Origin of the sequence: Maribacter sp. HS (assembly GCF_048059195.1) — a bacterium.
Lineage (GTDB): Bacteria > Bacteroidota > Bacteroidia > Flavobacteriales > Flavobacteriaceae > Maribacter > Maribacter dokdonensis.
Genome location: NZ_JAYLVV010000003.1, coordinates 541,124 through 562,684, shown reverse-complemented (window position 1 = coordinate 562,684; position 21,561 = coordinate 541,124). Strand labels below are relative to the sequence as shown.

Genomic DNA, 21,561 nt, shown 5'->3' with positions numbered 1-21,561 from the left:
TTGGTATTAAAAAAACCCCAAAATATTTTGGGGCTAGGGGATTATTGTAATTCTATGTCAAACTGGGTCAATTTTTTAAATTGATGCAGTCTTTCTCTAATTTCTTTTCGGTCTAACTGTAACATTCTTTCCGCTCCAAATTTCTCTACACTAAAGGATGCCAGATTAGAACCGTGTATAATTGCCTTCTTCATATTCTCAAATGAGCTATCTCCGCTTGCTGCCAAATAGCCTGAAAAACCACCGGCAAAGGTATCTCCGGCACCAGTAGGATCAAATACCTCTTCTAAAGGTAGCGCTGGTGCAAAAAAGATCTGGTCTTCATTGAACAAAAGTGCGCCATGCTCTCCTTTTTTGATCACTACATACTTAGGTCCCATGGTAAAAATCTTTTGCGCTGCCTTAACGAGTGAATATTCACCGGTTAATTGTCTTGCCTCTTCATCATTAATAGTTATTACATCTATATGTTTAATAACGTTCATTAAATCATCTAAAGCATTGTCCATCCAAAAATTCATGGTATCCAATACTATTAACTTTGGTCGCTTTTTCATCTGGTTGATTACACCCATTTGAACAATTGGGTGAAGGTTCCCAAGCATAACCACATCTGCATCATTATAACTTTCCGGTACAACAGGGTTAAAGTCCTCTAAAGTATTTAACTCCGTTACTAAGGTGTCTCTGGTATTTAGGTCGTTGTGGTATTTTCCTTTCCAGTAAAAGGTTTTACCGCCTTCAACAATTTCCAAGGCAGAAATGTCAATACCGCGATCGGTTAAAAGGTCTAAATATTCTTTAGGCATGTCATCACCTACAATAGAAATGATAGCTGAATCAACATCAAATTGAGATGCCGCTAAGCCAATATAGGTAGCTGCGCCGCCCAATATTTTATCCGTTTTACCAAAAGGAGTTTCTATTGCATCAAAAGCGACAGTACCTACTATTAAAAGCTTGCCCATAAATGTGAAAAAATTTAAGCTGCAAATATACGATTTTGAAAAGCTAATTAAAACGGTTTATCGAATACAAATTGTAATAGTTATCAAAGGCGAATTGTTGATATAAATTGCCATTTATTTCCTACCGAAATCTGCAGGGATTTCTCCCCAAGCTTTCGTTTCCCATTTGACGATAACGGTTTTGTATTCATTCTTGTTCAGCCAATCTACCGCTCTATCAATAAATTCAAAAAGTGTTTTGTTCTTTGCGTTAGGTGTAAGTTTGGTGTTGCACTTTTTTTTACGCACCCAGCTCATGGCCGTTCTAGAATCTGTATAAATGACACGGTCGCTATTATGTTTTTTTAGAAAAGCTAAACCATGGACAATGGCTAAAAATTCACCAATATTATTGGTTCCATTAGGAAAAGGACCTTGTTTAAATAATTTTTTACCAGTTTTGGTATCAACCCCTTGGTATTCCATAATACCGGGATTGCCACTAGAAGCAGCATCAACAGAAATGGAATGATAATTTGGTAGCCCAATTCTTTCTAATTCTGCTTTGGATAAAGTAGGTGCAGTTTTTTTCTTTCCCTTGAAATCTGCGTAAGTGCCATTATATGCCTTTTTGGCTACCTCAAAAGATTCAAATGATTTGTATTCGGCACCGGCATGGCCGTCAATAGATTTTTTACATTCTTTCCATGTTTCATAAATACCCGGCTTTTTACCTTTCCAAACAACATAGAACTTTTTCTTTTTGCCCATTACTGCTTAGATAATAATTCGTCTATGACCTTTGGAAAAAATTCATATTCCAACAGATGTACTTTTGATGCGATATCCTCGGGCGAATCTTTTGGGTTCACTATAGTTTTTACCTGTTGTATAGTGGCACCCTCATCATAATGTGCATTTACGTAATGGATGGTAATACCGGTTTCCGTCTCTTTAGCCTCTTTTACGGCATTATGAACATGCATACCATACATACCTTTACCGCCGTATTTTGGTAGTAGGGCAGGATGTATGTTTATAATTTTATTGGGGAAGGCATTGGTAATGGCTTCGGGTATTTTCCATAGAAAGCCGGCCAACACTATTAGGTCCGGTTCTAGTGATCGTAGCATTTCTAGAATAAAATTACTCTTTGAAAATGCTTGCCTATTAAAAAACAAGGCGTTGATTCCAAGTCTGTTACAACGCTCAATGACTTTGGCATCGCTTTTGTTAGTAAGTACGCAGCATATAGTAACATCTTTGCGAAGCTTAAAATAATTGGCGATGTTTTCAACATTGGATCCAGAACCTGAGGCAAAAAGTATAATTTTCTTGGTTTTCAATAGAAAGGGTCTTTATAAGATAACGAACAATGAAATTAAGTTTGGCAAATAAAGCAAATTTAAAGCTTGTCAGAATTTAGAAAAAAACGATTAAATAGAATAGTTCTAATACCTCACTACTTTTCAATACCTTTTATCAACGTTACCGAAACAAAATATTAATACGGTAAAATTACAGCACATGTCTTTAATTTTATTAAATTACCATACATTTTAACGACAATTAGTGTAATTAAACCAAAGTTTTTTATTTTTGCCTTCAATTTAAATTTTTAAAACAAATATTATTATGTCAGACATTGCATCAAGAGTTAAAGCTATCATCGTTGATAAATTAGGAGTTGATGAGAACGAAGTGGTAACCGAGGCTAGCTTTACTAACGATTTAGGCGCAGATTCATTAGACACGGTAGAGTTGATAATGGAGTTCGAAAAAGAATTTGATATTCAAATTCCAGACGATCAAGCTGAGAATATCGCAACTGTTGGTCAAGCCATCAGCTATATAGAAGAAGCTAAGTAAAACATGTTTTCTTAAATAGAATTCAAATTATCCATGTGGTAAATGCTCCGCATGGATAATTTTTTTTAATTTACGCTTGGTTTAGATTTAAACAAATACAAAGTTAAATGCAGTTAAAGCGAGTTGTAGTTACAGGTTTGGGGGCACTTACCCCAATAGGTAATAATATTGAAGAGTATTGGGATGCTTTGGTAAACGGTAAAAGTGGATCAGCGCCCATTACTTATTACGATACAGAAAAATTCAAAGTAAAATTCGCTTGTGAGCTTAAGAATTACAAGACAGAAGATCACTTTGATAGAAAAGAAGGCCGTAAGCTGGATAGATTTGCGCAGTACGCACTTGTATCTTCAGATGAAGCTATTCGTGATTCTAAATTAGATTTAGAGAAAATCGACAAATTTCGCGTAGGCGTTATTTGGGGAGCGGGTATTGGAGGTTTGGAAACTTTTCAGAACGAGGTAATGAATTTTGCCAACGGAGATGGTACACCAAGATTCAATCCGTTCTTTATTCCAAAAATGATCGCTGATATTGCCCCGGGGAACATATCCATTAAGCATGGTTTTATGGGACCTAATTACACTACCGTTTCCGCTTGTGCATCATCGGCAAATGCAATGATAGATGCCTTGAACTATATACGATTGGGTCATTGTGACGTCATTGTGACAGGAGGTAGTGAAGCGGCAGTAACTATTGCAGGTATGGGCGGTTTTGGTGCAATGCACGCATTATCAACAAGAAACGATAGTCCTGAAACAGCTTCAAGACCTTTTGATGCAACCAGGGATGGTTTTGTTCTAGGTGAAGGTGCAGGAGCCTTGGTTCTTGAAGAGTATGAGCATGCCGTTGCCAGAGGAGCAAAAATCTATGCAGAAGTTGCCGGTGGAGGTATGTCAAGTGATGCTTACCATATGACCGCGCCACATCCAGATGGAATAGGGGTAGTTAGGGTAATGGAAAATTGTCTAAGGGATGCAGGCTTGTCCATAGAAGATGTAGACGCTATAAACACTCACGGTACATCTACCCCTTTGGGAGATGTGGCAGAATTGAAAGCGATTACTCAAGTATTTGGGGAGCATGCTAAAGACATAAACATTAACTCTACCAAGTCAATGACCGGTCATTTGTTAGGTGCTGCGGGTGCTATTGAAGCAATTGCTTCAATATTGGCCATGGAGCATGGTATGGTACCACCTACCATAAACCATACTACGGTAGATGAGAATATAGATCCTAGTTTAAACTTAACGTTGAACAAGGCACAAAAACGAGATGTTAAAGTTGCAATGAGCAATACATTTGGTTTTGGTGGGCATAATGCATGTGTAGTTTTTAAGAAAATTGATTAATTTTTTATATGCCTTTTCCCACGAACTTATTTAATTCCCATCCTAAAGAGGATGGGGATTTTTTTTGGGGAATTACCAAAATTTTAGGTTTCAAACCTAAAACCTTATCTATTTATAAAAAGGCCTTTCTTCATAGGTCAATGAACAAAAAGGATGATAAGGGTAATGCAATGAATTATGAGCGCCTAGAGTTTTTGGGAGATTCAATGCTAGGTACCATAATATCTAAACATTTATACAGCGAGGTACCTGCAGGGGATGAAGGCTACCTTACTAAAATGCGATCTAAAATAGTAAGTAGAGAGCATTTAAATGAGTTGGGTAAAGACTTGAAATTAATAGATTTTGTACAGAGTAGAATACCTAAATCCCATTTTGGGCAGAACATACACGGCAATGTTTTTGAAGCATTGGTAGGTGCCATTTATTTAGATCGCGGTTATAAATACTGTGAAAAGTTCATTCAAAAAAGGGTGGTAGAACCTTACGTAGATATAGAACAGTTAGAAGGCCGGGTCATTAGTTATAAGAGTTTGGTGATCGAATGGTGTCAGAAACAAAAGAAGTCTTTTGATTTTGATGTTTATGAAGATACCGGAAATGATCCTTTAAAACATTTTGCCGTTAAACTCTCCATTGGGGGAGATGTAGTTTCAAAAGCAAGAGCCACCTCAAAGAAAAAAGCGGAAGAAAGAGCAGCTAAAAGGGCATTTTTTGCACTGCAGGATAAAATGGATAGCTGATCATTTTACCAAAAGGTAAAATGCTAACATTTTAATAACTTTTAGAGTGTTTTTATCAATTTATGAAACTAGGCATTATAGCTTAGAAGTTCTATATTTACCCTTTTGTTGAGTTATGGCTGCAACTATTAAAATAAATGATGATTTTTACGATGAATCCTTTAGCCTTATAGCTTTACACACTACCTTAGAAGATTTTGCTTTGGCCTACGGTTTAAACCAAAGTATGAAGGCAAAATTTGTAAGGGCAAAAAAGAATTTTAATCTTGCTGAAAATAAATCGTTTCCAATCTTTGAATGGGATGACGAGTATAATGATATGTACTGGGTGTTGATTGCCAACCATAGCAGTGAAAAAGAAAGCATTGTACATGACGATTTATTTAAGAACGAAACAACATTTAAGACGCCAAGGTTACTTCCTGAGTATAAAGATGTTGATTATCTTCTAAAGATTGAAACGGATAAGGATTTAGATATAAATTCTATTATTAAGAACATACAATCGTTGCCAAGAATTATGGCAGCGTATGAAATAAGTACAGAGAAACTAAAATCAAAGAACAATCTAATTTTTTAAATATGCCAACTGTAAAAAAGACGAAAATTGTAGCGACCCTGGGTCCTGCAACTAGCAAGAAAGAGGTGCTCAGGAGCATGATTGATGCTGGAGTAGATGTATTCAGGATAAACTTTTCACATGCTGATTATGAAGATGTTAAGGAGCGTGTAAATATGATACGTGAGTTAAATGCCGAAATGGAAACCAACACTTCTATTTTAGCGGATTTACAAGGCCCTAAATTGCGTGTAGGCGTAATGGCAGGTGACGTTGTAGTGAGCCCTGGTGATGAGATAACATTTGTAACAGGTGAGCCTTTTGAAGGTAGTGCAGAACGTGTTTACATGAATTACAAGGAGTTTCCTAGAGATGTTAAAGCTGGGGAGCGTATTTTATTGGATGACGGTAAATTAATGTTCGAGGTTGTAAAGACCAATGGTGAAGACGAAGTTTTGGCCAAAGTAATTCAAGGCGGACCTTTAAAATCCAAGAAAGGGGTAAACTTGCCCAATACCAATATTTCTTTACCTGCACTTACCAAAAAAGATATTAAGGATGCGGAATTTGCAATTTCATTGGAAGTAGATTGGATCGCACTTTCTTTTGTGAGATTCAGTCAAGACCTTATTGATCTACAGAATATCATCAACAAACATTCTGATCATAAAATTCCGATTATTGCAAAAATAGAAAAGCCGGAAGCTGTTGAGAATATAGATAAGATCGTTGCATACTGTGACGGTTTAATGGTTGCTCGTGGAGATTTAGGTGTTGAAGTTCCTGCACAGGAGGTTCCATTAATTCAAAAGCAATTGGTGTTGCGTGCTAAAAAGGCCAGAATACCTGTAATTATAGCCACTCAAATGATGGAAACTATGATTACAAGTCTTACACCAACAAGAGCAGAGGTAAATGACGTTGCCAACTCGGTAATGGATGGTGCAGATGCGGTAATGTTATCTGGAGAAACATCGGTGGGTAATTACCCGGTACAGGTAATTGAAAAGATGTCTAGCATTTTAGAGAGCGTTGAAGGTTCAGATTTAATTCAGGTACCACAAAATCCTCCACACATTCGTACTAAAAGATTTATCACAAAATCTATATGCTATCATGCAGCCTTAATGGCCAATGATATCAAGGCTAAAGCAATTTCTACATTGACCAATAGTGGATATACCGCTTTTCAGATTTCTGCATGGAGACCTAGTGCTTACATTTTAGTATTTACATCTAATAAGAGAATTTTAACGCAACTGAATCTATTGTGGGGTGTTAAAGCATTCTATTATGATAAATTCGTATCAACGGATGATACCATAGAAGATGTTAACCACATTGCTTTTAATAAAGGGCATTTACAGGTTGGAGATATGGTAATTAGTCTTGCGGCCATGCCTATTAAAGAAAAAGGAATGGTAAATACCTTAAGGGTTACTGAAATTGAATCCAAGGATATCTAATGAATCCATTTTCATAATAAAAAAGGACCGCTAACTAGCGGTCCTTTTTTTATGCTTTTTGTTTATGTGTTAAGCAACTTCTTTTTCAAAGGCTATAAAATTAACCACCTTGCCATTATGGTCAAAAACGGGTTCTCCTTGTATTTTACAATTGTAGGTAGTACCGTCTTTTCTATAATTGACAACAGTAACTTCAAAAGGATTTTTTTCTTTTACTGCTTTTGAAACTATTTTTAATGTAGAATTAGAAGTTAAGTCGCCTTGAAACATTTTAGGGTTCTTACCTACTATTTCATCAGGTCTATATTGGCTCATGTTCCACATGTTCTTTGTGGCAAAAACAATGTTTAGGTGAGTATCTGTTACAACAACAATGTTTTTCTCTGTTCTTAATTTTCTATCTAAAATGCTTGTATCAATATTCCAAGAATTAGTAGAAACTAAAGATAACAATGAGTTATAATCTTCATCAAGGTTTTTGATCTCCTCATAATTAGAAGCATAAAAATCCCAAGAAAGAATGGGTAACATGGTGAATTTTAAGCTATTTCTAAACTTGATATGTGCATTATCATAATCTCTTAATTCCATCATCTTGTATAGTTTAGATTAAAAATATCTATATTTTTTCATGGTTTTTGGAAGTTAAAGCTATGAAAAATACTTGCTACGGGAATAACTTTAATAATGGTTTACTATAAATGTTTAAGTAATCCTTGATAATTGGGCAATAGATCTTTAAAAGGTTGAACACCCCATGGCCAAAATTTGTTGAAAATTGGTGGTTTTATAGAAATCCCCAATAGTGTGCTATCACTTTTGGGGACTTATATGCTAAGTTTTCAACAAGAGTATTGCTAGTTCCACCCGCCACCAAGAGCTTGGTATACATTTATTTTTGCAAGTAACTGATCTTTTTTGGTTTCGATCAATTCCATTTTAGATTCCAATGCTTCACGTTGTGTCAACAATACTTCAATATATTCTATCCTTGCAGATTGAAACAGCCGAGTAGACAAATCGATCGAAGCGGTCAAAGCTTCTACTTGGTCCTCTTTCAGCATATAACTCTGCTTAAGATTTTCAATTTTAGAAAGCATATTTACAACTTCAATATAACCGCCTAAAACAGCTTTTTCATATTCATAGACTGCCTGTATTTGTTTGGAATTTGCTGTATTGTAATCTGCTTTAATGGCATTTCTATTGATCAAAGGACCTACAATATCTCCAACGGCGCTATAAATCAAAGATTCTGGGGTATTTGTCAGGTATTTTGGTTTAAATGCCTGTAGCCCAACGCCAGCCTTCAATCCTATTGAAGGATAAAAATTTGCCCTAGCAACCTTTATATTCAATTTTGCCGCTTCCAGTTCAAATTCCGCTTGCCTAATATCCGGTCTATTTAAAAGCAACTGTGATGGTATACCGGCATCAATAGTATTTATTGCCGTTGCTATAAAATCATCGGAATTACGGGCAATATGCTGTGGTTGTCTACCTATCAAAAAATTCAGCTTATTTTCCATTTCAACAATTTCTTGGAGAACTTCAAATTTGTGGCTTTTGTTTTTAGCTACTTCTGCCTCAAATCTTTTTACCGCTAATTCGGTAGCTCTAGCTGCTTGCTTTTGTAGCCGGACCATAGTTAAGGCATTACCTTGTAATTCTAGATTTTGCTCAATGATTGTCAATTGATTATCCAATGCGATCAATTCGTAATATGATTGGGCTATTTCCGCAATTAACCTGGTAACCATAAAGTTTTTGCCTTCAATAGTAGATAGGTATTCTAAGGTGGCGGCCTTTTTGGAATTGCGTAGTTTTTTCCAAACATCCAATTCCCAGGTAGCAAATAGACCGGCGGAGTAATCTGTTAAAGGCTCAGGAAATTCTTCGCCTTCCCTGATATCCAAGTTTTTTTCAACAGCACCGTTACGGGTATATTCGCCAACTTTTTCTACTTCAGCTCCGGCACCATAATTTATAAAAGGCAAATATTCTCCTTTTCTTGCCTTCACTTCGTTCTGGGCAACATCAATTTGTTGCATCATAATGCGCAACTCTTGGTTATTTGCCAAGGCGGTATCTATCAATGCAATAAGATGCTCATCTTCAAAGAAATGGCTCCATTTTAATTGAGCAATATTTAAAGTGTCTACGGGCAAACCATTAAAACTTGAAGGTAAGTCCGTATTTGCCGATTTTAATTGCTTTGTGGGCACACAAGAATAGAAGAGACCCATTAGTATTAAAAATAGCAATAGGATCTTACCATGCTTTATGGTATTGTTTATCTTAATCATTATCTTCTTTTTTGGTTAGTTTTTTAATCATTTGCTTTAATTCGCGAAGCTTTTGGCGTGTTTTACTTTCACCTTCGCTTAGTCTCATAAACTCTTCCGATACGGGTTCGTCCGACTCCCCTTTAATAAGTCCACGACCATCTGCCATTTTTGCGAAAATGTAATACAGGCCAGGGATAATAAGTACACCTATTAATGTACCCATAAGCATACCGCCCATTGCCGACCCACCAATGGTTCTATTGCCTATTGCCCCTGCGCCATGTGCAATAACCAAAGGAATTAGTCCAGCTATAAAAGCAAAGGAAGTCATTAGAATAGGTCTAAAACGCACCTTTGCACCTTCAATGGCCGCTTCTAGAATAGTGCTCCCCTGTCTTCTTTTTTGAACTGCGAATTCAACGATAAGCACGGCATTTTTACCCAGTAGGCCAACAAGCATAATGAGTCCGATTTGTGCATAAACATCATTTGCTAGTCCCATTGCCTTTAGCATAAAGAAAGACCCAAGAACACCTACCGGTAGTGATAGAATGATGGCGAACGGAAGTAGGAAACTTTCATACTGGGCCGCTAGAACAAAGTATACGAAGATCAATACCACCATAAAAATGTAGAGCGATTCATTTCCTCTTTGCGCCTCATCATATGACAGACCTTCCCAAGCCACATCAAAGCCTCTAGGTAAGGTTTGCTCTGCAACTTCGTTAATAGCTTGTATAGCATCACCACTGGTATAACCGCTAGCGGGAAGCCCTCTTATAGAAGCAGAATTGTATAAATTATATCTGGTGATCTCATTTGGTCCCAGTCTCTTTTCCATGGACATAAAGGCGGAATATGGAACCATTTCTCCCTCTTCGTTCTTTACGAACAGTTTTTCTAGGTCAGATGGTAACGCCCTGTATTCAGGAGCAGCTTGGGTGTACACCTTGAAAAATCTACCAAAGCGAATAAAACCTTGTTCATAGGTACTACCAATTAATATATTCAGGTTTTCCATAGCCTTATCTATGGAAACCCCTTTTTGCATGGCAATCTTATTGTTGATTTTTAATTCATATTGGGGGTAATTGGCAGAGTAAAAAGTAAACAGTCCGGTAAGCTCATCCCGTTTAGACAACGCTTCCATAAAATCATTGTTGATTTTTTCAAATTCGTGATAATCGGTTCCGTCCGTTTTATCTAAAAGACGCATGGAGAATCCGCCAGAGGATCCAAAACCGGGTACCGCAGGTGGTTCAAAGTATTCAATTACCGCACCTAGATCTTTGGTTTCTTCCTCTAGCTCTTCCATGATTTCATGAACGGAATGATGACGCTGGCTCCAGGGTTTAAGGTTGATCAACACCGTACCGGCATTTGATCCACGCCCTTCGGTCATGATTTCATAACCAGCCAATGAAGAGGCGGACTCCACACCTTCAGTCTCTTCACAGATTTGCTGTAATTTATGGGCTACATCATTAGTACGTTCTAAGGTAGAACCTGGTGGTGTTTGTATAATGGCATAGATCATACCTTGATCCTCATTTGGAATAAAACCAGCAGGTAAACTTTTGTTGGTGAAAAATATGGCGACACAAAAAGCACCCAGAATACCAAAGGTCAATACTCTTCTTGCAACAATTTTATTAAGGATGTTACCATACCTACCCGTAAGTTTTTCAAAACCTCTATTAAACCAATCAATGAATTTATCTACAATTGTTTTTTTACGTTGTTTACCATGGTTGTTTTTAAGAATCATGGCACAGAGCACAGGTGTTAAGGTTAGGGCTACAATAGCCGATAGAATTATTGAGCCGGCCATGGTTATAGAAAACTGACGGTAGAAAACCCCAACAGGTCCCGTCATAAAAGCAATAGGAATGAACACCGAAACCATTACCAAAGTAATGGCTATTATGGCACCCCCTATTTCGTTGACTACTAATTTTACGGCTTCATAAGGTCCCACATGGGTTTCTTCCATTTTGGCATGTACGGCTTCAACCACTACTATAGCATCATCAACCACAATACCAATGGCCAGTACCAATGCAAAAAGGGTAATTAGGTTAATGGAGAGTCCAAATAACTGCATAATAAAAAATGCCCCGATCAAGGAAACGGGTACGGCAATAATGGGAATTAAGGTAGAGCGCCAATCGCCCAAAAAGAGAAATACAACTATGGCAACCAGAATAAAGGCATCTCGTAGTGTGTGTATTACTTGTTCTATGGATGCATTTAAAAAGTTGGAAACGTCATAACTAATTTTGTAATCCAGACCCGTGGGAAGGTCTTTTTTAAGTTCGTTCAACTTGGATTTTACTTCATCGATAACATCACTGGCATTACTACCAAAAGTTTGTTTCAATACTATAGATGCTGATGGTTTTCCATCTAGATTGGAGTAGATATCAAAAAATTCGCTACCAAGCTCCACGTCTGCTACATCACCAAGCGTTAAAATTTCGCCTTCGGCATTTGCTTTAAGAATAATGTCCTTGTATTGTTGAGGTTCATCATACCTATCTTGGTACATGAGAACATATTCCAAGGACTGTGAGGTTTTGCCGGAACTTTGCCCAATTCTACCGGGACGTGCCAAAATACTTTGCTCTTCCATAGCCTCAAGAATTTCTTCGGCAGAAATATTATAGGCACGCATACGATCAGGCTTTAACCATACGCGCATTGCAAACTTACGGCTACCTAAGATCTGTGCACTTGCAATACCATCTATTCTTTGAATTTCAGGAATCATTTTGGTGTATGCATAGTTGTATAGAAACAGCTCGTGATCATCTGCATTGTCACTATACAGGTTTACGTACATAAGCATACTTGGCTGTACAGGAGTAATGATAACACCTTCACGTTGTACCAGTTCTGGTAATAACGGCATTACTTGATCCACTCTTGTTTTGACCCTCACAACTGCTTGATCAGGGTCTGTGCCAGGCTCAAAGATGATACGGATGGTACCTTCACCGGCACTTGTAGCATCAGAAGCAATATAGCGCATATCTTGTACACCATTAATTGCGGTTTCTAATGGAATAAGCGTTGATTTTACCAGTACGTCTGCACTAGAGCCCGGGTAGGCTATAAAGATATTGACCGTGGTGGGCGCAATATCCGGGAACTGTGAAATAGGTAATTGCTTTATGGAGAGCAACCCTACGAATACTATGATTACCGATATGACGATAGCCAATACCGGTCTTTTTATAAACTTACTGAACATGTTCTTTGTTTTTTGGTTATTCGGCGTAAACGGCCAATTTTGACATTACCTCGGTAGGTTCGGCAAATAGGGTTTCAATCTTTTCATTGTTTTTAACCATTCTGATACCATCTACCAAAATTCTGTCTTTAGGTTGAAGACCTTTGTTGACTACAAAAAGGTGAGGTAATTCAGCGGCAACCGAAATTTCGGTTTGGTGAACAACATTATCATTATCAAGAACAAAGACATAGCGTTTGTCCAATATCTCAAAAGTTGCTTTTTGTGGTATGATCAAAGCGTCATTGAAAGGAATGGTCATGAGTACGCTACCGGTTTCACCGTGTCTTAAAATCTGATCTGGGTTAGGGAAAGTGGCCCTAAAAGCAATGTTACCGGTTTCATTATTGAATTCTCCTTCAATAGTTTCAACAATTCCAGTTTGGTTGAACCTTTTATTGTTGGCCATTAATAGTTGAACCTCTTTTTTAGAGTCTTTGTCCGTACTCATGATATAGTCTAGATACTCCGCCTCAGGTACATTGAAATAGACCCACATTTTAGAATTATCGGATAAGGTGGTAAGTAGTTCTCCCTCGTCTAAAAGGCTACCTTCCCTAACATGTAAATGGTCCATGATACCATCAAAAGGAGCTCGAATATTGGTAAAGCCTAAATGGGTCTGTGCGAGAGAAACTTCTGCGTTGGCCTTATCAAAATTGGCTTTTGCCATGGATAATTCGTTTTCAGAAACCACATTTCCATCAGCTAAAAGTTGGGTGTTTTGTAGTTCTATTTCGGCAACTTTAGCCTCTGCCTTTGCTTTTTGTAAATCTGCTTCATAAATGTTGGGCATTATATTGAACATTTTTTGCCCTTTTTTCACTATCTGTCCTTCGTCTACATGAATTTCGTTCAAATATCCTTTTTCAAGGGCCCTAAGTTCAATGTGTTTAAATGAATGTATTTGACATACATAATCTTTGGTAATAGAAGTGTCTTTTTTAATTGGACTGGTAATTAAGAATTTGGTGTGCTCTTCTTTTTTTTCTTTTTTAGAATTACAGCTTGCCACAATGAACAAAGTGCATGCGGTAGCGATCAGGAGTACGCTCTTGGTCATAAGTATAATATTTAATTGATTGGAAAATAAAATGTGAATATGTGGAGACACGCACAATTCTTAAAGCAGAAGATGATTACATCCTAAAATTGGCTGCTGCTAAAAAAATGTAGACGTGTTTTGGGTCAAATAGAGACTTGACCTGAAGAAATTTTAAATACGAAATACCTGATATAGGACAAAGCGCCTATTTGCTATGGGTAGAAAAGTAAATAGCTTTTGTAGTGTGCTGCTATTTGTAAAATAGCTGAATAAGAATAAAACAGCTAATAAATAAAATGAAGCAGAAGCATGTTGATGCGCTACATCTTTTTGAAAATGAGATTGTTTACTTTCTTCTTCTTCAATTTCAATGGCCTCAATTGCCATTACCTTATCCAGGTTGCCAAATGAGTTTTTAAGAACAGTTTTGTGTAAAGCAACCGTTTCTTGGGTATTGCCTATAGCATGTTGAAATTGCTGAATGTTTTGAAAAGAGGTATGCTCTATATTGTAGTTACCGTATAGAGGGCTGTATATACCAGTTAGTAGTATACAGATGGAAAGAAGAAATTTTAAAAAACTCTTTTTCATTTAAGGAGCCAAAATTATTCTAGCTATAGTTGCTGTACAACTAAAAGCCGTTAATTTTTGTTAACATTTTCAATTATTGGTCAAAAGGCTAAAAAATGGGGTGAATAATTAAAAATCAAACTTTAATTGCACTAAAATCGATTTATCATCAACTTTTTTAGTTTTCTTATCTTCTGTATTTAAATTGGATAAGGAGATGCCTAATAGTCGAACAGAGTTTTGTAACTCCTCTTGATAGAGAAGATCTTTAGCCGTTTCTAAAATGAGGTCTTTGTCCGCAATAAAATAGGGCATAGTTTTACTTCTGGTGTTTAAAGTGAAATCGCTATATTTTATTTTAAGCGTAATAGTTTTTCCTGCTACCTTAGATTTCGTTAGTCTTCTTTCTAGTTCTTGAGCAATATGCTCTAACCTTTCAAGCATAAAAACCTCGCTACTAAGGTTTTCGTTGAATGTACGTTCCGCTCCAACAGATTTTGGTATGCGGTGCGGTTTAACTTCACTATTATGAATGCCACGTACTACATGATAATAGTATGGACCGCTTTTGCCAAAATTTTCGGCAAGAAATTCAAAGGATTTTGATTTTAAGTCCTTGCCCGTAAAAATGCCCAGCTTATACATTTTTTCTGCAGTAACCTTACCAACGCCATAAAACTTGCGTATATCTAAATTTTCTAAAAACGGAATTACCTCTTCTGGATTAACCGTTTTTTGTCCGTTAGGTTTATTGATATCACTTGCTACTTTGGCTATAAATTTATTGATCGAAATTCCTGCGGATGCATTTAAGCCTGTCTTTTCTAGAATACGTTGTCGGATTTCTGTGGCAAGCATAGTGGCAGAAGGGTTTCCTTTTTTATTTATGGTTACATCTAGGTATGCTTCATCAAGCGACAATGGTTCTACCAAATCTGTGTATTCAAAGAAAATGGCCCGTATTTGTTTTGAGATTTCTTTATAACGATCAAACCGGGGTTTTACAAAAGTAAGGTGAGGACAGTTTTTTCTAGCTTGAAATCCGCTCATAGCACTACGCACACCAAACTTACGGGCTTCATAATTAGCTGCCGATACCACGCCTCTTTTCTCACTACCACCAACGGCCAAGGGCTTGCCCTTTAAATCTGGGTTGTCTAACTCTTCTACGGACGCATAAAAGGCATCCATATCAACATGAATAATTTTTCGAAGAGGCATTTCATTGGGCATAAGCAAATTTAAGACTTATCTTAGTTTATGAATAGTAGTTTTACCCATTCATATGTTAGAAATAGAGCGTAAATTTTTGGTAGGATCAGAGGATTATAAATCTGAAGCAAGGTCTAAAACTAGAATAGTACAAGGCTTTTTAAATACAGACCCCAACAGAACGGTTAGAATTAGAATAAAGGGAGATTTAGGCTTTATTACCGTAAAGGGGAAATCCAATGCTTCAGGTACATCTAGGTTTGAATGGGAAAAGGAAATTTCTGTAGTAGATGCCGAAAGTCTGTTGAAGTTGTGTGAAAAAGGAATTTTAGATAAATATAGATATGAAGTGCCGGTAGGGAACCATGTGTATGAGGTAGATGAATTCCGTGATGAAAATGAAGGGTTGACAGTAGCTGAAATTGAATTGAACGATGAGAATGAATTATTTGAAAAACCAGCTTGGTTGGGGGTAGAGGTCACCGGTGAGGTAAAATATTATAACTCCCAATTAAGTAAAACACCTTTTAATCTATGGTAGGAAGTAAGAATCTTTTTTTTGGCATACTGGTATTGATGCTCATTTTGGCATGTAATCAAAAGAAAGTAGAATTAAGCCCTAACGTGCCCAATGAGGAAAAGAAATCGGCGGCACAGTTGAAAACAGAACTAACAGAGAAGGGTTTTCAGATTTTTGATTATGTAGATGAGAAAACCAAAGACACGGTACTTATGCAGGAGTATTATATTGCTTTTTTAAAAAGTGGTCCAAACCGTGATCAGCCAAAAGCTGTAGCGGATAGTTTGCAAATGCTACATATGGCACACTTGGGTAAAATGTATGAATTGGGCTATGCGGATATTTCTGGGCCATTTGGTGATGATGGCGATATAAGGGGAATAACCATTTACAATACACCAAGTATGGAAATTGCCGATAGTTTGGCCAACGCAGATCCCATGGTAAAAGCGGGTAGATTAAAAATAGAAATTCACCCGTGGTGGGCGGCCAAAGGTTTTGGACTTCGGTAATTCACATTTTATTTTTTGATACCATGTAAGGGTACCATAATTAAGTGTTCCAGTAGTTCCTCTGTACTGTAGCTATCAAAAAAGTCTCTATTTGGCAATATAACCTCATTTATTCGAATGAGAAATAGCTCGCATATGAGCTTAAGATTAATATTATCTTTTAAAAGGCCTTTGTTCTTTGCCACTTCAAGCAAATCTAATACATAGGTCCAAACAACGGCTTGGGTAAAATTTTCGTAAAGAATATAGGACTGGGGATAATATTTTTTTAAACTATAAAAAAATGTAGGACTCAGGTTTCTAAGTTCCTTAAGTCCTACATTATAAATATGAATGATATTATTAAACGGATTTGGCTCTTGGTCAGAAATTTGAATAAACCTGCTTATTTTATCATGGGTACGATTAAGCAAAAGAGAAACACTTTCCTGAACTAGATTATTCTTATTTTCAAAAACTTCATATAATGTTTTTTTAGAGATGCCAAGGGTCTCAGCCACATCATCCATTCCGACCCTTTTGCATCCATATTTAGAGAAAAGCAGTAATGCCTGTTCTATATATTCAGTTTTTTTCTGCATTTTTTATAAGCAAAGATTTATTGCCATCCGCCGCCAAGGGAACGATACAATTCTACCGTAGCAGACAATTGATCAAGTTTGTTGTCCACTAAACTTAGTTCTGCGTTCAAAGAGTTTTCTCTTGCCGTTAATAGGTCCAAATACGTAAGGTAGCCACTGTTCAATAACTCTTCAGAATTATCTTCAGCTCTTTTCAAAGCAACAACTTGCTTGCTTACAAAAGCCTCTTTTTCAACAGATATATTGTAGTCATATAAGGCTTCGGACACTTCTTTTCCGGCAACCAAAAGCGATTGTTTAAAGCTTAATAGCGATTGCTCTTGTTGTGCTTTTGCTACTTCATAGGCAGTTCTTACTTTTCTGCCATTGAAAATAGGTTGGGTTAGACCGCCTACTAAATTTGCGAAAATAGAGCTGGAATCTATCCAATTATCCAATTCTAAGCTTTGAAATCCACCTTGTGCGGATAGGGTAATGGATGGATAAAAGTTACTTCTGGCAACATTGGTCAATTCAAAACTATTTACCAATCCGTATTCCGCCTGCATAATGTCTGGTCTGTTACGTAATAAAAGTGCAGGTACACCAAGTTGCATGTTGGCAGATAATTTTTGATCATCTAAAGTTCCACGGTCATAATCTTGTGGTGCCTCACTTAAAAGAATACTTAAAGTGTTTTCTGTTTTGTAAAGAGCATTTTTAAGATCCAATAATTGACTTTGTGCACTATATAATTGCGCTGCTGTTTGGTCTACGCCTACCTGGTTTTCTTGCCCGGCTTCTTTTAAGGCTGTAATGGTCTCTAAACTTTTAGAGCGGGTTTCAATAGTTTCTTCGGTAACTGAAATTTGTTTGTCCAAAGCCAATAATTGATAGTAGGTAGTTGCTATTTGTGATACCAGACTTGTCTTTACCACCCTATGAGCGGCAACAGTCTGTAAGTAACTTGCATCACTGGCCCTTTTTGTACTTCTGATCTTTCCCCAAATATCTGCCTCCCAAGACAATGTTCCAGAGGTTTCAAATTGGTTAAAAGGTTGCGTAAAAAAGCTACCGAATTGTCCGTTCTCACTAGTTCTAGCGGTTCTTGTAGCACTTGCGGCACCGTTCAAGGTAGGTAAATAACCAGCCTTGCCTTGTTTCACGTAAGCCTCTGCGGCCGCAATGTTCTGCAGTGCAATTCTTATATCTAAATTGTTCTGTAAACCTCTTTCAATATAAGTTCTTAGGTAAGTATCTGTAAAAAGATCCTTGTAAGACACTGAGGCAAAAGAAATACTGTCTTGTGGCAGATTATCTGTTCTGTACAGATTCTCTGTTTCTACACTAGGGCGTTCATACGTTTTTGCCGTAAAGCAAGACTGTAATAACAGTGGCAGTATGGCTACCAGTATAAGTTTATTTGCTATTATTTTATTCATGATTTCTATAGTTCTTTATTTTTCTATGGCTTCTTTTGGAGCACCGGTAAATCTTTCTTGAATAGATTGGAAAATGACGTATAGTGCAGGTATTACGAATACACCGAAAATGGTACCGATCAACATACCGCCAACGGCACTCATACCAATAGACCTGTTACCTACTGCGCCTATTCCACTGGATAGTGCCAATGGTAAAAGACCAAGGATAAAAGCAAAGGATGTCATTAAAATTGGTCTAAGCCTTGCTTTTGCACCATCAATGGCAGATTCCATTATTGACATGCCGTGCTTTCTACGCTGAAGCGCAAACTCAACTATTAGAATGGCATTTTTAGATAGCAGACCGATCAACATGATCAATGCAATTTGAAAATAAATATTGTTTTCTAGTCCAAACAGGCTAACAAACCCAATGGCACCTGCAATACCTACCGGAAGCGATAATAAAATGGAGAATGGCAGTATATAAGACTCATACTGTGCACTTAACAAGAAATACACGAATACCAAACTCAATATAAATATGATGATGGTTTGACTACCAGCGCTATTCTCTTCTTTGGTAAGTCCGGAGTATTCATAGGTGTAATTATTGGGTAATACCTGAGCAGACACTTCTTCTATAGCGGTAATGGCATCACCGGTACTATAACCTGGGTTCATGGCACCGTTAATCTTTACAGAATTCAGTAAGTTGAATCTACTAACAATTTCAGGACCATATATTTTTTGTAGCGTTACAAATTGAGACACCGCAACAGATTCTCCATTGGCATTGGTCACAAAGATGTGGTTCAGTGACTCCTCATTCGCCCTATCTTCGGGTTTCGCCTGTATCATGACACGATATTGCTTACCAAACTTATTAAAGTCGGTAGTATACAGTCCTCCATAATATCCTTGCATAGCATTGAATACATCGGTTACTGCTAAACCTGCAGACTTGGTTTTTTCAATATCTACTTGCAGCTCGTATTGAGGGAAATTAGGGTTAAAGGAAGTAATAGCATATTGAACTTCCGGACGTGCATTTAAAGCTGCCAAAAACTCATTGGTCGTTTGACCAATAGACTGCCAATCTTCTGCATCTTTATTCTGTAGATTCAGCTCAAAACCGGCCGAGTTACCAAAACCTCTAACCGCTGGAGGTGTAAAGAAAAAGATACGGGCATTTTTTAACCCTGCCGTTTTAGCAAACAATTGGCCAATGGTAGCCTCTACAGTTTGTGAAGGTTCTGTTCTTTCTTCCCAATCTTGTAAACGAATTACAGAGAAGCCGTAAGAACCCCCGTTAACACTGTTTAATATACTAAAACCGGTAATGTTCATTCTTGCTTTAACAATATCCATTGATTCATAAATAGAATCTAATTGCTTAACGGTTTTTTGTGTTTCTTCCAATGTAGTACCAGGTGGCATAGTAACATCGGCAAAAATGATTCCTTTATCCTCATTTGGTATAAACCCGGTAGGTGTGGTCTTAAACATGAAAATGGTTAATACCGTGAATACTACTAAACTACCAATGGTAAGCCATTTATTTTTGGCAAATACTTTTACGGATCCTACATATTTGTCGGTTATAGTGTCAAAACCGGTGTTAAAGGCTGTAAAGAAACGCTCCTTCAATCCTTTTTTATGTTCTTCTGATGGATTGTGTGGTTTTAAGAACAGTGCTGCTAATGCCGGACTCAAAGTCAAAGCGTTAACTGCTGAAATTAATATGGCGATGGCCAATGTAATACCAAATTGTTGGTAGAATACCCCAGAAGAACCACTAATGAATGATACCGGAATAAATACTGCTGACATTACCAAAGTAATGGAAATAATGGCACCGGATATTTCGGACATCGCAGATTTCGTTGCCGTTTTTGCATTGGTGGCACCTTCCTCCATTTTAGCATGAACCGCCTCTACGACTACAATGGCATCATCTACAACAATACCAATAGCCAAAATCATAGCGAACAAGGTCAACATGTTAATAGAATACCCAAATAGGGATAGGAAGAAGAATGTTCCTATAATGGCCACAGGTACCGCAATTGCCGGAATTAAGGTGGATCTGAAATCCTGTAAGAACAAGAATACAACCAAGAATACAAGTAAAAAAGCTTCAATTAAGGTTTGTACTACGTGCTCTATTGAGGCACTTAAGAAGTCTTTTGTGTTATATGGAATTACATAATCTAAACCGTCAGGAAAATCTGGTTGACTCTCTTGTAATATAGACTGTATTTGGTCAATAATTTCGTTTGCATTTGACCCAGAAGTCTGAAAAACTCCAACTGCTGTTCCAGGGTTACCCATACCTTCATTTTTGGTACCGTAATTAAATGCTCCTAATTCTACCTCTGCAACATCTTTTAAGCGTAAAAACTGTCCGTTTTCTTGAGCTCTAATAATGATGTCCTCATATTCTGCTTCTTCAGAAAGTCTACCTTTATATTTAAGAACATATTCATAAACACCATCCGCATTTTCACCGATTTTACCAGTTGCTGCTTCAAGGTTTTGTTCGTTTAAGGCTGCTTGAATATCAGATGGCATAAGCTTATAGGCGGCCATCTTAGCTGGGTCTAGCCAAATACGCATAGAATAATCTTTGGCACCAAAAACCGTTACGTTACCCACACCCTCTATACGTTGAAGCTTAGGTACTAGGTTAATACGAGCATAGTTTTCTACGAACGTAGCATCATAATTATCATTTTCTGAGAATAATGAAAAGAACAGTAGTGCACTTGTTTGTGACTTTTGTGTAATTACACCTGTTTGTATTACAGCTTGTGGTAATACACTATTTGCCCTAGCTACTCTATTTTGAACGTTAACCGCCGCAATATCTGGATCGGTTCCTAATTTAAAGTAGACATTTATGGTGGCACTACCATCGTTACTGGCATTAGAGGTCATATACAGCATGTCTTCCACACCGTTTATCTGTTCTTCTAATGGTACTACTACACTTTTTAGTACGGTCTCTGCGTTGGCACCTGTGTAAGTACTGGTTACCTGTACTGTTGGCGGTGCAATTTCTGGATATTCCTCAATAGGTAAGGTACTTAAACCTAAGACACCTAGAATTACTATAATAATCGATATAACCGTAGATAGTACGGGCCGATCAATAAATTTTTGAAACATTGTTCTTTATTTATGTATTATGAAA

Annotated in this window: 19 protein-coding genes; 7 read left to right on the top strand and 12 right to left on the bottom strand. The window is 37.2% G+C overall.

The annotated features are described in order from the left end of the window. Nucleotides 1-41: 41 nt before the first annotated feature. The 3 genes from VBZ51_RS07585 to VBZ51_RS07575 form a co-directional block, all read right to left on the bottom strand. Complete coding sequence (locus VBZ51_RS07585; protein WP_058104737.1) at nt 42-968, bottom strand: PfkB family carbohydrate kinase; 927 nt, start codon at nt 966-968, stop codon at nt 42-44. Between the two features lie 114 nt (nt 969-1,082). Beyond that, nucleotides 1,083-1,718, bottom strand: a complete 636-nt coding sequence (locus VBZ51_RS07580; RefSeq protein WP_416576536.1) for a viroplasmin family protein — start codon at nt 1,716-1,718, stop codon at nt 1,083-1,085. Continuing rightward, entirely contained in the window at nt 1,718-2,293 is a 576-nt protein-coding gene (locus VBZ51_RS07575; RefSeq protein ID WP_416576535.1) for a phosphoribosylglycinamide formyltransferase, read from the bottom strand. The genes VBZ51_RS07580 and VBZ51_RS07575 overlap by 1 nt, the downstream gene beginning before the upstream one ends. Nucleotides 2,294-2,582: 289 nt before the next feature. Here VBZ51_RS07575 and VBZ51_RS07570 point away from each other — a divergent pair, with 289 nt between their 5' ends. From VBZ51_RS07570 to pyk, 5 genes are all read left to right on the top strand, one after another. Next, complete coding sequence (locus VBZ51_RS07570) at nt 2,583-2,816, top strand: acyl carrier protein (RefSeq protein WP_008269813.1); 234 nt, start codon at nt 2,583-2,585, stop codon at nt 2,814-2,816. 107 nt (nt 2,817-2,923) lie between these two features. Further along, nucleotides 2,924-4,174, top strand: a complete 1,251-nt coding sequence (gene fabF / locus VBZ51_RS07565) for a beta-ketoacyl-ACP synthase II (RefSeq protein WP_099190754.1) — start codon at nt 2,924-2,926, stop codon at nt 4,172-4,174. Nucleotides 4,175-4,182: 8 nt separating this feature from the next. Beyond that, nucleotides 4,183-4,917, top strand: a complete 735-nt coding sequence (gene rnc, locus VBZ51_RS07560) for a ribonuclease III (protein WP_416576534.1) — start codon at nt 4,183-4,185, stop codon at nt 4,915-4,917. 115 nt (nt 4,918-5,032) lie between these two features. After that, on the top strand, nt 5,033-5,497 hold the full coding sequence (locus tag VBZ51_RS07555; RefSeq protein WP_058104742.1) for an IPExxxVDY family protein: 465 nt from the start codon (nt 5,033-5,035) through the stop codon (nt 5,495-5,497). A gap of 2 nt (nt 5,498-5,499) precedes the next feature. Continuing rightward, nucleotides 5,500-6,942, top strand: a complete 1,443-nt coding sequence (pyk, locus tag VBZ51_RS07550) for a pyruvate kinase (RefSeq protein ID WP_058104743.1) — start codon at nt 5,500-5,502, stop codon at nt 6,940-6,942. Between the two features lie 69 nt (nt 6,943-7,011). On the opposite strand, the gene VBZ51_RS07545 is transcribed toward pyk, so the two are convergent. From VBZ51_RS07545 to dinB, 6 genes are all read right to left on the bottom strand, one after another. Further along, entirely contained in the window at nt 7,012-7,536 is a 525-nt protein-coding gene (locus VBZ51_RS07545) for a PAS domain-containing protein (protein ID WP_305521937.1), read from the bottom strand. Nucleotides 7,537-7,799: 263 nt separating this feature from the next. Then, complete coding sequence (locus tag VBZ51_RS07540; RefSeq protein ID WP_416576533.1) at nt 7,800-9,248, bottom strand: TolC family protein; 1,449 nt, start codon at nt 9,246-9,248, stop codon at nt 7,800-7,802. Further along, nucleotides 9,241-12,483, bottom strand: coding sequence for an efflux RND transporter permease subunit (locus tag VBZ51_RS07535; protein WP_058104746.1), 3,243 nt, complete (start codon nt 12,481-12,483; stop codon nt 9,241-9,243). The genes VBZ51_RS07540 and VBZ51_RS07535 overlap by 8 nt, the downstream gene beginning before the upstream one ends. Nucleotides 12,484-12,499: 16 nt before the next feature. Then, nucleotides 12,500-13,585, bottom strand: a complete 1,086-nt coding sequence (locus tag VBZ51_RS07530) for an efflux RND transporter periplasmic adaptor subunit (RefSeq protein ID WP_416576532.1) — start codon at nt 13,583-13,585, stop codon at nt 12,500-12,502. A 153-nt stretch (nt 13,586-13,738) separates the two neighbouring features. After that, nucleotides 13,739-14,158 (bottom strand): hypothetical protein, encoded by a 420-nt coding sequence (locus VBZ51_RS07525; protein ID WP_416576531.1) that lies wholly within the window; start codon nt 14,156-14,158, stop codon nt 13,739-13,741. A gap of 108 nt (nt 14,159-14,266) precedes the next feature. Next, nucleotides 14,267-15,370 carry a DNA polymerase IV gene (gene dinB / locus VBZ51_RS07520; protein WP_416576530.1) on the bottom strand — a complete coding sequence of 368 codons (1,104 nt, stop codon included), beginning with the start codon at nt 15,368-15,370 and terminating at the stop codon, nt 14,267-14,269. 52 nt (nt 15,371-15,422) lie between these two features. Here dinB and VBZ51_RS07515 point away from each other — a divergent pair, with 52 nt between their 5' ends. Further along, the gene (locus VBZ51_RS07515; protein WP_340156837.1) at nt 15,423-15,890 is read left to right on the top strand and encodes a CYTH domain-containing protein; all 468 of its coding nucleotides are present in this window, start codon (nt 15,423-15,425) and stop codon (nt 15,888-15,890) included. Then, nucleotides 15,884-16,381 carry a YciI family protein gene (locus VBZ51_RS07510; RefSeq protein ID WP_074670552.1) on the top strand — a complete coding sequence of 166 codons (498 nt, stop codon included), beginning with the start codon at nt 15,884-15,886 and terminating at the stop codon, nt 16,379-16,381. Before VBZ51_RS07515 ends, VBZ51_RS07510 begins: the two co-directional genes overlap by 7 nt. 8 nt (nt 16,382-16,389) lie before the next feature. Here the strand turns inward: VBZ51_RS07510 and VBZ51_RS07505 are convergent, their stop codons facing one another. Genes VBZ51_RS07505 through VBZ51_RS07495 form a run of 3 tightly spaced genes read right to left on the bottom strand, consistent with a single transcriptional unit; the run spans nt 16,390 to nt 21,536 of the window. Then, a complete protein-coding gene (locus VBZ51_RS07505; protein ID WP_058104752.1) occupies nt 16,390-16,962 on the bottom strand; it encodes a TetR/AcrR family transcriptional regulator in 573 nt (190 codons plus the stop codon). Nucleotides 16,963-16,979: 17 nt separating this feature from the next. Further along, complete coding sequence (locus VBZ51_RS07500; RefSeq protein WP_058104753.1) at nt 16,980-18,383, bottom strand: TolC family protein; 1,404 nt, start codon at nt 18,381-18,383, stop codon at nt 16,980-16,982. A 15-nt stretch (nt 18,384-18,398) separates the two neighbouring features. Beyond that, entirely contained in the window at nt 18,399-21,536 is a 3,138-nt protein-coding gene (locus VBZ51_RS07495) for an efflux RND transporter permease subunit (protein ID WP_416576529.1), read from the bottom strand. Nucleotides 21,537-21,561: the final 25 nt, after the last annotated feature.